We start from the raw sequence: 13,641 nt of genomic DNA, 5'->3' as shown, positions 1-13,641 counted from the left end.
TACAAAAGCCTCAAAGTCGACCGACGCACTTACAAAGCAACCTTCAGCATCGACATCCTCACTCCACCGATCAACCCTTAACTTCATGGCCTTGGCCTAAAGGCCGGGATTCCCTGCGAAGAACAAGGGATGGACGACCGGTGGGGCGATTTCTCCAAGTACGCCGACTGGGACCACTGGCTGTGGAAGGAGCACGCCAACCCGCCGAGCGGGCACGGCGGCATGGACTACATGCTCGTCTTCCGCCTGATGCAGTGCATGCGACTGAGCCTGGTCCCCGACTTCGACGTCTACGACGCGGCGCTGTGGACCGTGCCGGTGCCGCTCAGCCACGCCTCGATCAAGGCGAACGGCAAGCCGCAGCAGATCCCCGACTTCACCCGGGGCGAATGGAAGAAGTCCCGCCTCGAATTCCGAGAAGCCGTCGGCCTGATGGCGAGCGGGCCGGGCCCTCGTGGACCGGGCCTGCCGCCCGACGCCCTGGACAGGCGGAACCGGCGCCATGAGCCTACGGTGGTCCGGAAGCACCATCGGAAACCTGTCGGCCCGAAGGAGGCCGTGATGGAGGAGCAATTCGTCTGGGTGACGACGCGCCGCATCGCGCCGGGCATGCTGGAGGAGTTCGAACGGGCATGGCGGCCGGACTCCCATCCACCGGGCATGAGTCGCGCCTTCGCGTACTGGTCACAGGACAGCGTGGAGGTTGTCGGGGTCTCGTTCTGGGAATCGCGGGAAGCGTGTGACGCCTGGCGAGCCTCCGAGGCGGAGAAGCGGCGGCGCGCGGTGATGGCCCCGTACATCGCCGAGGAGCGGGAAGCCTTCTACATCGGCCGTGAACTCACCCTCCCCGGGCGGTAGAGCCGGCGGGGCCCCGTCCGAACGGTGGGGCCCCGCGTCGCTCGTAGGGCGTTGTCGAATCGCGTCCGGGCGACGCGCTTTCCGCCGCGTACGACGGACGAGGCGGCCCGGCCGCCGAGCGCGAGGACCATCCGCAGCCGGTCGCCCACGCCGGTGAGCGGCCCGGAAGTAGAGCCGGTGCGGAGAACCGGCGGTGCGGACCGCGAAGTGACAGGCCCCGGCCCTCGTCGTGGCGGCTCAGCGCCCGGCTCACGCGGCCGCTGCAACTCCCCCGGTACGGCGCGAAGTCGCGGAACTGCGCCTCAGCGACGACGACCCGGCAGGACGGCGAGTCCGGAAGCGTCACCGGCGGCCTGGCGCTGACCGGATCGTGCAGGTCCCCGCCCAATTCGGCAGGCGGTTCAGCCGGCCTGGCGGCGGCGAGGCCGGAGCCGGAGCCGAGAACGTCCCGGCAGCGAGGGCCGGTCCGGTGGGCATGGACATGTTGTGACGTATCTTGGGCCAGGAGCGAAGCCGGGACGGGCGACCGCGCCAGAGGGCTTGTCTCCCCTCCAGCGGAAAATCGATTGCCCGCGATGGTTCCGGAAGGCGAACCTTGCACCGATTGATTCACCCACCGAGTCATGGGACGTCATGCAGATTCGCGATCTTCCGTATCCCGACCCCGGCGTCCCTGACGCACGGTCAGGCGGCCGGTTCCTCCTGTGGCTCGGGCGCAACCAGCTCGGCGGCCAGCTCAGGTCGCTGGCCTGGGGACTCCTGCACTTCTGCGGTGTCGCCGGGCTGCCGTTCGGCGTGGGCCTCGCCGTGCAGGCGCTCGTCGACCGTTCGGGCGGACGCCTCGCACTCGCCGGCGGACTGATCGCCGCGTTCGGCGCGGCGATCACCGTGGGCGACACGATGCTGCACCGGACCGCCGTCGCCAACTGGATCACGGCCGCCGCGCGCGTCCAGCAGCTTCTTGCCCGCAAGACCGCGGAACTGGGCTCGGCACTGACCCGCCGGGTCGCGGCCGGCGAGGTGGTCGCCGTCTCCACGGGTGACGTCGAGAAGATCGGCTGGTTCGTGGAGGCCGTCTCCCGCTTCGCCGCGGCCGCCTTCACCGTCGTCCTGGTCTGCGTCGGCCTGGTCGTGTACCAGCCGGCTCTGGGCATCGTGGTCGCCATCGGCGTCCCCGTCCTGGCCCTGGCCGTACTTCCGCTGCTCCCCCGGGCCACCCGGCGCGCGGACATCCAGCGCGAGAAGGCGGGCAAGGCGACCGAACTCGCCTCCGACACCGTAGCGGGTCTGCGCGTGCTGCGCGGCATCGGCGGCGAGGAGCTGTTCCTGGGCCGCTACCGGCAGGCCTCTCAGGAGGTGCGCAGGGCGGCTGTGCGCAGCGCGCGCATGTGGTCGCTGATCTCGGCCGTCCAGGTACTGCTGCCGGGCCTGCTGCTGATCACCGTGGTCTGGTACGGCGCGCGCCTGGCCCAGGAGGGCAGGGTCACCGTCGGCGAGCTGGTCACCGCCTTCAGCGCGGTGACGCTGTTGATGTACCCCTTGCGGCACTTCGAGGAGATCGCGATGGCGTACTCCTTCTCGCGGCCCTCCGCGAAGCGCGCAGCCCGTGTGCTGGCGCTGGAGCGGACGTCGTACGAGGGCGAGCGCGGTGGTCTGGGCGACGGCGGTGCCCTGCCCACCGGAGATCTGTACGACCCCGTGACCGGGCTGCTCGCTCCCGCGGGCCGGCTCACCGGCGTCGTGTGCGGCGATCCGGACACCGCCGGGCTCCTCGCCGAGCGGCTCGGCGGTCACGCCGCCGAGGACGAGAAGAGCCCTTCCGTGCTGCTGGGCGGGGTGGCCCTGGACGACCTGCCGCTGGGTGCGGCCCGCACCTGCGTCCTCGTACAGGACAAGGACCCGGTGCTGTTGTCCGGCACCCTCCGGGAGCTGCTGGACGTGCCGGCCTCCGGCCGCGTGCGTGCCGAGGACGCGCTGACCGCGGCCCGCTGCGAGGACGTACTGGTCGCGCTGGCGCAAGCCTCCGCGGAAGACACCGGTGATCCGATGGAGACAAGGATCACCGAACGTGGCCGCTCCCTCTCCGGCGGGCAGCGCCAGCGTCTCGCCCTGGCCCGCTCGCTGGTCACCGACCCGGAGGTACTGGTGCTGGACGAACCCACCTCCGCCGTGGACTCGCACACCGAGGCCCGGATCGGCGAGGGCCTTGCGGCGCTGCGGGCGGGCCGGACGACAGTCGTGTTCGCCTCCTCCCCGCTGCTGCTCGACCGCGCGGACCGGGTGGTGTTCGTCCATGACGGCGAGGTGGCGGCGGTGGGCCTGCACCGCGAACTCCTGCGCGGCGAGCCCCGGTACCGGGCGGTCGTCACCCGCGAGACCGCGGAGGAGCAGCTCACCCACCTGTCCGAGCACCTGTCCGAACCGAAGGCACTGCAAGAGATCGAGGAGACGGCATGATCGGCGTCGCGCCGCCGGCGTTCGACCCGGCGGCCCCGGAGTCGGCGACGACCCTGCCCGTCGGCACCCCGGCGACGGTACGGCTGTACGTGCGCGAGTTGCTGCGGCGGCACCGATCGGCGTTCGTACTGCTCGTGTCCGTCAACGCGATCGCGGTGATCGCCTCGATGGTCGGGCCTTATCTGCTGGGCGGACTCGTGGAGGATCTCGCCCAAGGGGCTCGCGAACTCCACCTGGAGCGCATCGCCGCGCTCTTCGCGCTCGCGCTGGTCGTGCAGACCGTGTTCGTACGGCTGGTGCGGCTGCGCGGCGCGATGCTCGGCGAGGAGATGCTGGCCGATCTGCGCGAGGACTTCCTCGTACGGTCGGTCGCTCTGCCCCCGGGAGTGCTGGAGCGCGCCGGTACCGGTGATCTGCTGTCCCGGATCACCACAGATGTCGACCGGTTGGCCAATGCGATGCGTGAGGCCGTTCCGCAGCTGGCGATCGGCGTGGTCTGGGCGGCGCTGCTCATCGGCGCGCTGACGGTGACCGCGCCGCCGCTCGCGCTGGCCGTGCTGGTCGCGGTGCCGGTGCTCGTTCTCGGGTGCCGCTGGTACTTCCGGCGGGCGCCGTCCGCGTACCGATCCGAGGCGGCCGGGTACGCGGCGGTCGCCGCGATGCTCGCCGAGACCGTGGACGCCGGACGGACTGTCGAGGCGCACCGCCTCGGCGGGCGCCGGGTGGCGCTGTCCGAACAGCGGATCAGGGAGTGGACGGCGTGGGAGCGGTACACGCTCTATCTGCGCTCGGTGCTCTTCCCCGTCATCAACATCACGCATGTGACGATCCTCTGCTCGGTGCTGGTGATCGGCGGCGTCTTCGTACTGGAGGACTGGATCACCGTCGGACAGCTGACGACCGGCGCCCTGCTCGCGCAGATGCTGGTCGACCCGGTGAACCTGATCCTGCGGTGGTACGACGAGCTGCAGGTCGCCCAGGTGTCGATCGCCCGGCTGGTCGGCGTGCGGGACATCGAGCCGGACGCGGGCGACGCGAAGGTCGCACCGGACGGCCGTGAGGTACGCGCGGACGAGGTGCACTTCGGGTACCGGGAGGGTGTCGACGTGCTCCACCGGGTGACGCTCGACGTCCGCCCGGGGACACGACTGGCCCTGGTCGGGCCGTCGGGCGCCGGCAAGTCCACGCTCGGCCGACTGCTCGCGGGCATCTACACGCCCCGGGCGGGCGAGGTCACCCTCGGTGGGGCGGAGCTTTCGCGGATGCCGGCGGAGCGAGTGCGCGAGCATGTAGCACTGGTCAACCAGGAGCACCACGTCTTCGTGGGCTCCCTCCGGGACAACCTGCTGCTCGCCCGGACCGAAGCGGCTGACGCGGAGCTGTGGGCGGCTCTCGGGGCGGTCGACGCGGACGGGTGGGCGCGGGCCCTCGACGACGGCCTCGCCACCGAGGTCGGCTCGGGCGGCACAGTGCTCACTCCGGCCCAGGCGCAGCAGATCGCGCTGGCCCGGCTGGTGCTGGCCGATCCGCACACGCTGGTCCTGGACGAGGCGACCTCGCTGCTGGACCCGCGGGCGGCACGGCACCTGGAACGCTCGCTGGCGCGCGTACTGGACGGCCGCACGGTCGTGGCGATCGCGCACCGGCTGCACACGGCGCACGACGCGGATGTGATCGCGGTGGTCGAGGACGGCCGGATCAGCGAGCTGGGCAGCCACGACGCCCTGGTCGCGGCGGACGGCGCGTACGCGGCGCTGTGGCGGTCCTGGCACGGGTGAGCAGGCGCGCCGGGGTGGTGCGGGCGGGTTCCGCCTCACTCCGGAGGGTTACCCGCCCGCCCGCAGCCACGCGGCGAGAGCGGCGTAGTCCGTGTCCGTGAGACCTTGGCGGGGGTCGACGCGATGGAGCAGGGCCCGCCCCTGGTGGTGTGCGGCCACCCAGACCCGGTCGGCGTCGGTGATCTCGTCGTCGACCCAGACGAACGAGCGTCCGGCGGCCCGGTCGAGGAGGGCGCGGGTCTTCCAGTGGAGGCCGCCCCGCCCGTCCTCGTCGGACGGCTCCGGCCAGGTCACCACGGGCAATTCCGGCAGGCCGATCCGTGGTGCGATGCACTCGTTCGCCTCGGCCATCCATGTCGTGGCCCACACGAGTTCGCACTGCAGTGCCCGCAGCCGGGGTCCGTGCTCGGGATTGATCCTGGCCAGCAGCGGGTTGGCGCCGGCCGCCCGTGCTTGGGCGCCGCGGGCTTCGGCTCCCCAAGCTTCGGCTCCGCGAGCCGAAGCTCCCGTCCGATACGTCGGATACCCGTCCGGACGCTGTTGCGGCGTCGCCCCGAACGGAATGAGTGGCCCGTCGACATCGAGAAAAAGCAGCGGACGCTGTGCAGAAGCGGTCACAACCGCACGATAGCCGCGCCGCGGCCGCACCGTCACAGCCGGCCGGCCGACAATGATTGCGAAGGTTTCAAGCCCAGCCATTGCCGGAGGAGAGACTCATGACCACACCGAGTGGGGACCCGGGAACCGTGCCGGTGGTCCGCCGGCGGCCCGATCCGGCCGACAGCGTGATCTGGGAGGTCAGCGAGCGCTGGGTGCGCGCGACGAAGGGTGACGTCACGGTCGTCGACAGCCGTCGGCCCCTACTGGTGTGGGAGCCGGGCCGTCCGGTACCGCTGTACGCCTTCCCCGCCAAGGACGTCCGCACGGACCTGTTGCGGAAGACCGAGCGGCGCGCCGGCCGGCGTCACGCGGGAGCGACCGTCTTCTACGACCTCGAGGCCGGCGACGAGACCATCCCGGCGGCCGCTTGGACCTATCCCGGCGAGGAGCTGGCCGGACACATCTGCTTCGAGTGGTTCGGGCGGGACGTGCTCGACCACTGGTACGAAGAGGACGAGGAGATCTTCGTCCACCCACGTGACCCGTACAAGCGGGTGGACGCGCTGCCCAGCACCAGGCACGTCCAGGTGGAGATCGAAGGCACGGTCGTGGCGGACACGCACGCACCGGTGCTGCTGTTCGAGACGCATCTGCCGGTCCGGTACTACATCCCGCGCAAGGACGTGCGCCTCGACCTGTTCACCCCGACCGATGCGCGGACCCGCTGCCCGTACAAGGGCGTGGCGACCGATTACTGGTCGTGGGCGGGCGGCGGTGACGTGCGGCCCGATATCGCCTGGAGTTACCCCGACCCGCTGCCGGCCGCGAGTGTCATCAAGGACCGGGTGGCCTTCTACAACGAGTCCGTCGACATCATCGTCGACGGCGAGCGGCAGAAGCGGCCGGTCACGTTCTTCAGCAAGCCGACGCGATGAGCCGCCCGACGTCAGATCACGTTCAGGGCCGCCGCGCCGCCCACTCCTCCCAGGAGCATGAACACCGGCATCAGAACCTTGAGCTCCACCCAGCTGCCCGCCCGGAAGCGCAGCGGCTTCGGGGGGCCCACCGGGTACCAGCGCTTGCGGCCGATCGGGATGGGCCACAGGATCGGGCAGCCGGAGACGGTCAGCGCGTCGCCGATGTCGTGCACCAGGGCGCCGAGCACGATCGGCAGGCCCAGCCAGAGGTACTCCTGACCCGGGGCGGTGAAGAGCCAGTCGGCGCCGCTCCCCGGCTTGTCCAGGACGCCGGCGAGAATCCACGCGCTCGTCGCGCCGAGCAGCCACACCAGGACGTCGCTCGACATCCTGGCGGCCCGCCACAGCAGTCCCTCGACGGCGAGCACCAGGTGGACGAAGAGGAGGGCGAGGACGGCCCAGCGGCCGCCCGTGACGGCGATGGCCGACGCTCCCGCGCCGGTCAACACGGCCCACAGCCAGGTGTGGGTGAGCGTGCGGTGCCCACCCGACCGCCTCGGGTCCCCCTGCTTCTTGGTCGCCTTGTAGACGGCGTAGGAGAGCTTGTCGACGATCTCGCACACCCCACGCGACAGGGGCCCGAACGCGCGCGAGATGGTCGCCGACTTGTGATCCAGGTCGGGGGCGAGCGCTGCGCCCGCGCAGATCAGCGCTCCGACGACGAGCACGGGCCACGGCATCGTGTGGCCGGCCGCCGCGGCGGCGGCACCCACCCCCAGCCAGGCCGCTGCCCCTGACAGAGAGTGCGCCGGTCCCATCATGATCGTTCCCGCCCCGTTGCTCGCGATGCTGTTGTGCTGAAGCCCAGTTGACGGGACAGCGTATCGGCCATGATCTTCCTGCAGCCGACCGGTTCCCTCATCCGGGGGGAAGCCAGGCAAGATGGGGGGTGTGACCCTCATTGATCAGCTGCCGCCGGATGCCGACCCCGATGCCCTCTTCGAAGCCTTCTCGTCCTGGGCAGAGGATCAGGGCATCACCCTGTATCCGGCTCAGGAGGAGGCGCTGATCGAGGCGGTCTCGGGGGCGAACGTGATCCTCTCGACGCCCACCGGCTCGGGAAAGAGCCTGGTCGCGGCGGGGGCGCACTTCGCCGCGCTGGCCCAGGACAAGGTCACCTTCTACACCGCTCCGATCAAGGCGCTGGTCTCGGAGAAGTTCTTCGACTTGTGCAAGCTCTTCGGCACGGAGAACGTCGGCATGCTGACGGGCGACGCGTCCGTCAACGCCGACGCCCCGGTGATCTGCTGCACGGCCGAGGTGCTCGCCTCCATCGCGCTGCGCGACGGCAGGTCCGCCGACGTCGGTCAGGTGGTGATGGACGAGTTCCACTTCTACGCGGAGCCGGACCGCGGCTGGGCCTGGCAGATTCCGCTGCTCGAGCTGCCGCAGGCGCAGTTCATCCTGATGTCCGCCACCCTCGGCGACGTGTCCCGGTTCGAGGAGGACCTGACGCGCCGTACCGGTCGACCGACCGCGGTGGTGCGCTCGGCGACCCGGCCGGTTCCGCTTTCGTACGAGTACCGGCTGACCCCGATCACCGAGACGCTCACCGAGCTTCTCGAGACCAAGCAGGCGCCGGTCTACATCGTCCACTTCACGCAGGCCGCGGCCGTCGAGCGGGCGCAGTCGCTGATGAGCATCAACATGTGCTCGCGCGAAGAGAAGGACAAGATCGCCGACCTCATCGGCAACTTCCGCTTCACCACCAAGTTCGGTCAGAACCTGTCCCGCTTCGTGCGTCACGGAATCGGCGTCCACCACGCCGGCATGCTGCCCAAGTACCGCCGACTGGTGGAGAAGCTCGCACAGGCCGGTCTGCTGAAGGTCATCTGCGGCACGGACACGCTGGGCGTGGGGGTCAACGTACCCATTCGCACTGTGCTGTTCACGGCGCTGACCAAGTACGACGGCAACTGGGTACGGACGCTGCGCGCCCGCGAGTTCCACCAGATCGCGGGACGCGCCGGGCGGGCCGGCTTCGACACGGCGGGCTTCGTCGTCGCCCAGGCTCCCGAGCACGTCATCGAGAACGAGAAGGCCCTCTCCAAGGCGGGCGACGACCCCAAGAAGCGCCGCAAGGTGGTCCGTAAGAAGGCGCCCGAAGGGTTCGTCGCCTGGAGCGAGTCGACCTTCGAGAAGCTGATCGGCTCCGACCCGGAGCCGCTGACCTCGCGCTTCCGGGTCACCCACACCATGCTGCTGTCGGTGATCGCCCGGCCCGGCAACGCCTTCGAGGCGATGCGGCGGCTGCTGGAGGACAACCACGAGCCGCGCCGGAACCAGCTCCGCCACATCCGCCGGGCGATCGCCATCTACCGTTCGCTGCTGGACGGCGGGGTGGTCGAACAGCTCGACACACCCGACGCGGAGGGCCGGACCATCCGGCTGACCGTGGATCTCCAGCAGGACTTCGCGCTCAACCAGCCGCTGTCGACCTTCGCGCTCGCCGCCTTCGACCTGCTGGACCCGGAATCGCCCTCGTACGCCCTGGACATGGTTTCCGTCGTGGAGTCCACACTCGACGACCCCCGGCAGATCCTGGCCGCCCAGCAGAACAAGGCGCGCGGCGAGGCGGTGGGCGCCATGAAGGCCGACGGCATCGAGTACGAGGAGCGGATGGAGCGGCTCCAGGACGTCTCTTACCCCAAACCGCTGGAGGAGCTGCTCTTCCACGCCTACAACCTGTACCGCAAGAGCCATCCGTGGGTCGGCGACCACCCACTCTCGCCGAAGTCCGTGATCCGGGACATGTACGAGCGGGCCATGACCTTCACCGAGTTCACCTCGTACTACGAACTCGCCCGCACCGAGGGCATTGTGCTGCGCTACCTGGCGAGCGCGTACAAGGCGCTGGAACACACCGTTCCGGACGACCTGAAGTCCGAGGACTTCCAGGACCTCATCGCCTGGCTCGGCGAGATGGTCCGCCAGGTCGACTCCAGCCTTCTCGACGAGTGGGAGCAACTCGCGAACCCGGAGGTCGAGACGGCCGAGGAGGCGCAGGAGAAGGCCGACCAGGTCAAGCCGGTCACCGCCAACGCCCGTGCTTTCCGCGTCCTGGTGCGCAACGCCATGTTCCGCCGGGTGGAGCTGGCGGCTCTGGACAACGTGGCCGAACTCGGCGACATGGACGCCGAGTCCGGGTGGGACGAGGACGCCTGGGGCGAGGCGATGGACGCGTACTGGGACGAATACGACGACCTCGGCACCGGCCCCGACGCCCGTGGGCCGAAGCTGCTGATGATCGAGGAGGACCCGGCGCACGGTCTGTGGCGGGTCCGGCAGACCTTCGCCGACCCCAACGGCGACCATGACTGGGGCATCGGCGCCGAGGTCGACCTCGCGGCGTCCGACGAGGAGGGCCGGGCAGTCGTCCGGGTCACCGCCGTCGGCCAGCTCTGAAGGCCCCGAAAGCTCTGCGAGTGTGAAGGTTCCGGGAGTGGAGAACTGCGGATGACGAACCCCGCCGAACGGCTGGTGGACCTGTTCGACCTCGAGCAGATCGAAGTGAACATCTTCCGCGGGCGCAGCCCGCAGGAGTCCCTGCAGCGCGTCTTCGGCGGCCAGGTCGCCGGCCAGGCCCTGGTCGCCGCGGGCCGTACGACCGAGGGCGACCGCCCGGTGCACTCGCTGCACGCCTACTTCCTGCGGCCCGGCCGTCCGGGAGTGCCGATCGTCTATCAGGTCGAACGGGTCAGGGACGGGCGTTCCTTCACCACCCGCCGGGTCGTCGCCGTGCAGCAGGGCCGCACCATCTTCAACCTGACGGCCTCCTTCCACAGTGCGGAGGCGGGCAGTATCGAGCACCAGCTGCCGCCCCGGCTGGACTTCCCCGACCCCGAGTCGCTGCCCACGGTCACCGATGAGATCCGCGAACATCTCGGCGCACTCCCCGAGGCACTGGAGCGCATGGCCCGGCGCCAGCCCTTCGACATCCGGTACGTGGACCGGCTGCGCTGGACCCCGGAGCAGGTCAAGGACGCCGACCCGCGCAGCGCGGTGTGGATGCGCGCGGTGGGGCCGCTGGGCGACGATCCGCTGGTGCACACCTGCGCCCTGACGTACGCGAGCGACATGACGCTCCTCGACGCGGTACGCATTCCGGTCGAGCTGCTGTGGGGCCCGCGCGGTTTCGACATGGCCTCGCTGGACCACGCGATGTGGTTCCACCGCCCGTTCCGGGCGGACGAATGGTTCCTGTACGACCAGGAGTCCCCCATCGCCACCGGCGGCCGCGGTCTCGCCCGCGGCCGGATCTACGACCGTGAGGGCAGGCTGCTGGTCTCGGTGGTGCAGGAGGGGCTGTTCCGCCCGTACGACCCGAGCCGGGCGGACGGGCAGTAAGGCTCACCGCCCGCGTCCCGGGGCGGCGCGTGCGGCGCGCAGGCGGCGGGCCCGTAACACCAGCTCCAGTTCGAAGCGCCGGTCCGGATCGTCCACCTCGTCGCCGAGCAGTTCGCGGATCTGGCGTAATCGGTAGCGCACGGTTTGCGGGTGGACCCCGAGCCTGGCGGCGATCTCGGGGGCGCCACCACGTGTCTCCAGCCAGGCGAGCAGGGTCTCGACGAGCCGCCGGCTGTGCGCCGGGGCGCACTGGTCGAGCGGTGCCAGGCAGCGCCGGGCCAGGTCCTCGATCAGTTCCTCCGGCGGCAGCAGCACCAGCGCCTCGGTGTGCTCGGTGCAGTGCAGGACCTGACCGGCCGGGAGGAGCCCGCGTTCCATCAGGCGTACGGCGGCCCAGGCCCAGTGCAGCGACTTGGCCGCCTCGACGAGCGGAACGGGCGGTCCTATCGCCCCGGACCAGCCCGTCATGGCGCGCCTGAGGAGTTCGGGGCGTCCGGCCGCGTCCGGCTCGGCGACGACCATGCGCGGCTGCTCGTACTCCATGTCGAGCAGCACGTCCTGCCCCACTGCCGGGGCGACGGACTCGGGGGCGGGGCGCAGGAGGACCCCGACGGCGACTCGTTCGGGCAGCGGCCAGCCGATGCGCCGGGCCTGCTCGGCGAGGGCGTCGGTGGGGTCGGTGCGGTGTTCGCTGAGCATCAGGGTGATCAGCCGCCGTTGCAGCCGCAGCCGTTCGCCGGCCTGGCGGGCGGCGGCCTCGGCGTAGCCGCGTACGGACTGCGCGACGAGCCCGTCGAGGTACTCGAAGCCCGACTCCACCAGCTCGTACATGGCCGGCGGCGGGATCTCGACCTGCTGCCCGATCTCGGCGAGGCGGCGCCACGCGAGCCGGACCCCGAGGCGGTAGATGGCCTGGAGCGAGTCGAGGCTGCGGCCCTGGAGCACCTCGCCGCGGCCGAACTCCTGGAAGACTTCGAGCCGTCGTCCGTTCGCTCCGTCCTCCTCCACGAGGTGGTCCACGAAGTCCTCCAGGGCCCGGCGGATGCCGACCAGGGCCATGGGCTCGCCCGAGTCGTCGACGGCGAGCGGCAGTCCCGGGTACTCCTTGCGGATCTCCGTCAGGATGGCCTGGGCCAGGGCGGGCACTTCAGCCATGGCGAGGGCGGCGAATCTGCGCGCACGCAGGCGGGGAACGTCCCGCCAGGCCGGGCGGACGGCCATGGGTTCCTCCCTCGCTGCTTGGTCGGCTACGGCTGCGGGGATGTCGGGGGCCGGCCCGTCTCGAAGGAGACGAGGGGCACATTGGGCTGCTCGGGGGTGGCGCTCAGGGCGGCGACAATGCCGAAGGCGGCCCCCACGGCGAGAACAGCGGCGGCCATGGTGGTCAGCACGGCAGCGGTCAGTCTGTGCATGGTTCAGCGAGCCTCTCGGTCGGAAGGCACCCCGCCCCGCGGCACCGGCTCGGCGACTGCCCAGTCTGTGAGGCCCATTGACACTCCGTCAAGAGGGCGCCTACGGTCCCTGGCCCGTACAGACGCACACCGTCCTGAATCCACCCTCGCGCCCGGGAGTACCCGAATGCGTCGTACCGCTTCGCCGTTGTCGCTGGTCCTGCTGGGTGTCGGCGTCTTTCTGCTCGTACTGGCTCCGTTGCTGGCCTGGTACGTGGAGCCCCGTGCCAAACGCACCCCGACCGATGTCGATGTCACCACCGTGTTCACCGGCAGCGGCGAGTACTTCGACACCAGGACCCTCAGACCCGTCAAGGCGCAACCGATCACCATCACCCGGCGGGTGCTGGGCGATGTCGCCGCGAGCGAGAGCAGCGGGCGGGCGGTGTGGGACGTCTCCACGACGATCGACACTCCCGACACGCTGGCCTTCCGCGATCCGCGCCGGTCGTACCAGTGGACGTTGGAGCGCTGGGTGACCGACCGCCGGACCAACGCTCCGGTGCACTGCTGCGGGGAGAGGCCGGAGTATCAGGGCGAGGCGTACCTGAAGTTTCCCTTCGATGTGCAGAAGCGGGGTTACCGCTGGTGGGACAGCACGCTGGGAGCGACCGTGCAGCTGGAGTTCAGTGGCACCAGGCGGGTGGCGGGGTACGAGGGCTACCGCTTCACGGGGGCCGTGAAGGACACCCGGACGGGCACGCGACAGGTTCCCGGGCGGCTGGTGGGCCTGCCGAAGCAGAGCCAGGTCCATGCCGAGGAGTGGTACGCCAACGCCGGTATCGAGCTTGTCGTCGACCGGCGTACCGGCCGCATCATGAACGCCACGATCGCCCCTCGCAAGACGCTGCGCGCCCCTGGTGCCGCTGAGGCCAAGGTGGTCCTGCTGGACAGCGCGGGACTGGAGTTCACCCCCGGCACCCAGCGCGAACAGGTGGACATGGCGAAGGCGGACAGCGGCAGACTGCGGGTGGTCGGGGTGACGGCACCGAGCGCCGGCGGAGCGGCCGGTCTGGTGTTGGCGGTCTTCGGGGCCGTACTTGTCACGCGCGGCAGGGAACGTCCGAATCCGCAGCAATCCGTCACAATATGATGATGTGTCAGCTCCCGGGCGGGTCAAATTTGTCACCGGGGTGAGTAGCGGCATCGAACAGCGGGGCGAACACTACGAAC

The 13,641-nt window shown here is 70.5% G+C and carries 10 protein-coding genes and 2 pseudogenes; 7 read left to right on the top strand and 5 right to left on the bottom strand.

Annotated elements, in window-relative coordinates; genetic code table 11:
* Positions 1 to 138: 138 nt before the first annotated feature.
* Positions 139 to 405: pseudogene (locus AB0M62_RS22570) on the top strand (gfo/Idh/MocA family oxidoreductase); the annotation flags it as partial.
* 718 nt (positions 406 to 1,123) lie between these two features.
* Here AB0M62_RS22570 and AB0M62_RS22565 read toward each other — a convergent pair.
* Positions 1,124 to 1,341 (bottom strand): annotated as a pseudogene (locus AB0M62_RS22565) (peptide-N4-asparagine amidase); the annotation flags it as partial.
* Positions 1,342 to 1,491: 150 nt separating this feature from the next.
* Here AB0M62_RS22565 and AB0M62_RS22560 point away from each other — a divergent pair.
* A complete protein-coding gene (locus AB0M62_RS22560; protein ID WP_366076076.1) occupies positions 1,492 to 3,315 on the top strand; it encodes an ABC transporter ATP-binding protein in 1,824 nt (607 codons plus the stop codon).
* The gene (locus AB0M62_RS22555; protein ID WP_366076075.1) at positions 3,312 to 5,093 is read left to right on the top strand and encodes an ABC transporter ATP-binding protein; all 1,782 of its coding nucleotides are present in this window, start codon (positions 3,312 to 3,314) and stop codon (positions 5,091 to 5,093) included. The genes AB0M62_RS22560 and AB0M62_RS22555 overlap by 4 nt, the downstream gene beginning before the upstream one ends.
* A gap of 48 nt (positions 5,094 to 5,141) precedes the next feature.
* Here the strand turns inward: AB0M62_RS22555 and AB0M62_RS22550 are convergent, their stop codons facing one another.
* Positions 5,142 to 5,711, bottom strand: coding sequence for an HAD domain-containing protein (locus tag AB0M62_RS22550; RefSeq protein WP_366076074.1), 570 nt, complete (start codon positions 5,709 to 5,711; stop codon positions 5,142 to 5,144).
* 98 nt (positions 5,712 to 5,809) lie between these two features.
* On the opposite strand from AB0M62_RS22550, the gene AB0M62_RS22545 reads away from it, so the two are divergent.
* Positions 5,810 to 6,628 carry a DUF427 domain-containing protein gene (locus AB0M62_RS22545; RefSeq protein WP_366076073.1) on the top strand — a complete coding sequence of 273 codons (819 nt, stop codon included), beginning with the start codon at positions 5,810 to 5,812 and terminating at the stop codon, positions 6,626 to 6,628.
* 11 nt (positions 6,629 to 6,639) lie between these two features.
* On the opposite strand, the gene AB0M62_RS22540 is transcribed toward AB0M62_RS22545, so the two are convergent.
* Complete coding sequence (locus AB0M62_RS22540) at positions 6,640 to 7,431, bottom strand: metal-dependent hydrolase (protein ID WP_366076072.1); 792 nt, start codon at positions 7,429 to 7,431, stop codon at positions 6,640 to 6,642.
* Positions 7,432 to 7,561: 130 nt separating this feature from the next.
* On the opposite strand from AB0M62_RS22540, the gene AB0M62_RS22535 reads away from it, so the two are divergent.
* Both AB0M62_RS22535 and AB0M62_RS22530 read left to right on the top strand, forming a co-directional pair.
* The gene (locus tag AB0M62_RS22535; protein WP_366076071.1) at positions 7,562 to 10,075 is read left to right on the top strand and encodes a DUF3516 domain-containing protein; all 2,514 of its coding nucleotides are present in this window, start codon (positions 7,562 to 7,564) and stop codon (positions 10,073 to 10,075) included.
* Between the two features lie 51 nt (positions 10,076 to 10,126).
* Positions 10,127 to 11,017: an acyl-CoA thioesterase II gene (locus tag AB0M62_RS22530; protein WP_366076070.1), complete on the top strand. Its 891-nt coding sequence runs from the start codon at positions 10,127 to 10,129 to the stop codon at positions 11,015 to 11,017.
* Between the two features lie 3 nt (positions 11,018 to 11,020).
* On the opposite strand, the gene AB0M62_RS22525 is transcribed toward AB0M62_RS22530, so the two are convergent.
* Together AB0M62_RS22525 and AB0M62_RS22520 are read right to left on the bottom strand one after the other, a co-directional pair.
* Positions 11,021 to 12,238, bottom strand: a complete 1,218-nt coding sequence (locus AB0M62_RS22525; RefSeq protein ID WP_366076069.1) for a helix-turn-helix domain-containing protein — start codon at positions 12,236 to 12,238, stop codon at positions 11,021 to 11,023.
* A gap of 26 nt (positions 12,239 to 12,264) precedes the next feature.
* Positions 12,265 to 12,429 carry a hypothetical protein gene (locus AB0M62_RS22520; protein ID WP_366076068.1) on the bottom strand — a complete coding sequence of 55 codons (165 nt, stop codon included), beginning with the start codon at positions 12,427 to 12,429 and terminating at the stop codon, positions 12,265 to 12,267.
* Between the two features lie 166 nt (positions 12,430 to 12,595).
* On the opposite strand from AB0M62_RS22520, the gene AB0M62_RS22515 reads away from it, so the two are divergent.
* Positions 12,596 to 13,561: a DUF3068 domain-containing protein gene (locus AB0M62_RS22515; protein ID WP_366076067.1), complete on the top strand. Its 966-nt coding sequence runs from the start codon at positions 12,596 to 12,598 to the stop codon at positions 13,559 to 13,561.
* Positions 13,562 to 13,641: the final 80 nt, after the last annotated feature.

It is taken from the genome of Streptomyces sp. NPDC051219 (assembly GCF_040682335.1).
Lineage (GTDB): Bacteria > Actinomycetota > Actinomycetes > Streptomycetales > Streptomycetaceae > Streptomyces.
The sequence above is the reverse complement of the archived record's forward strand: the minus strand, read 5'-3'. Positions and strand labels throughout refer to the sequence as shown.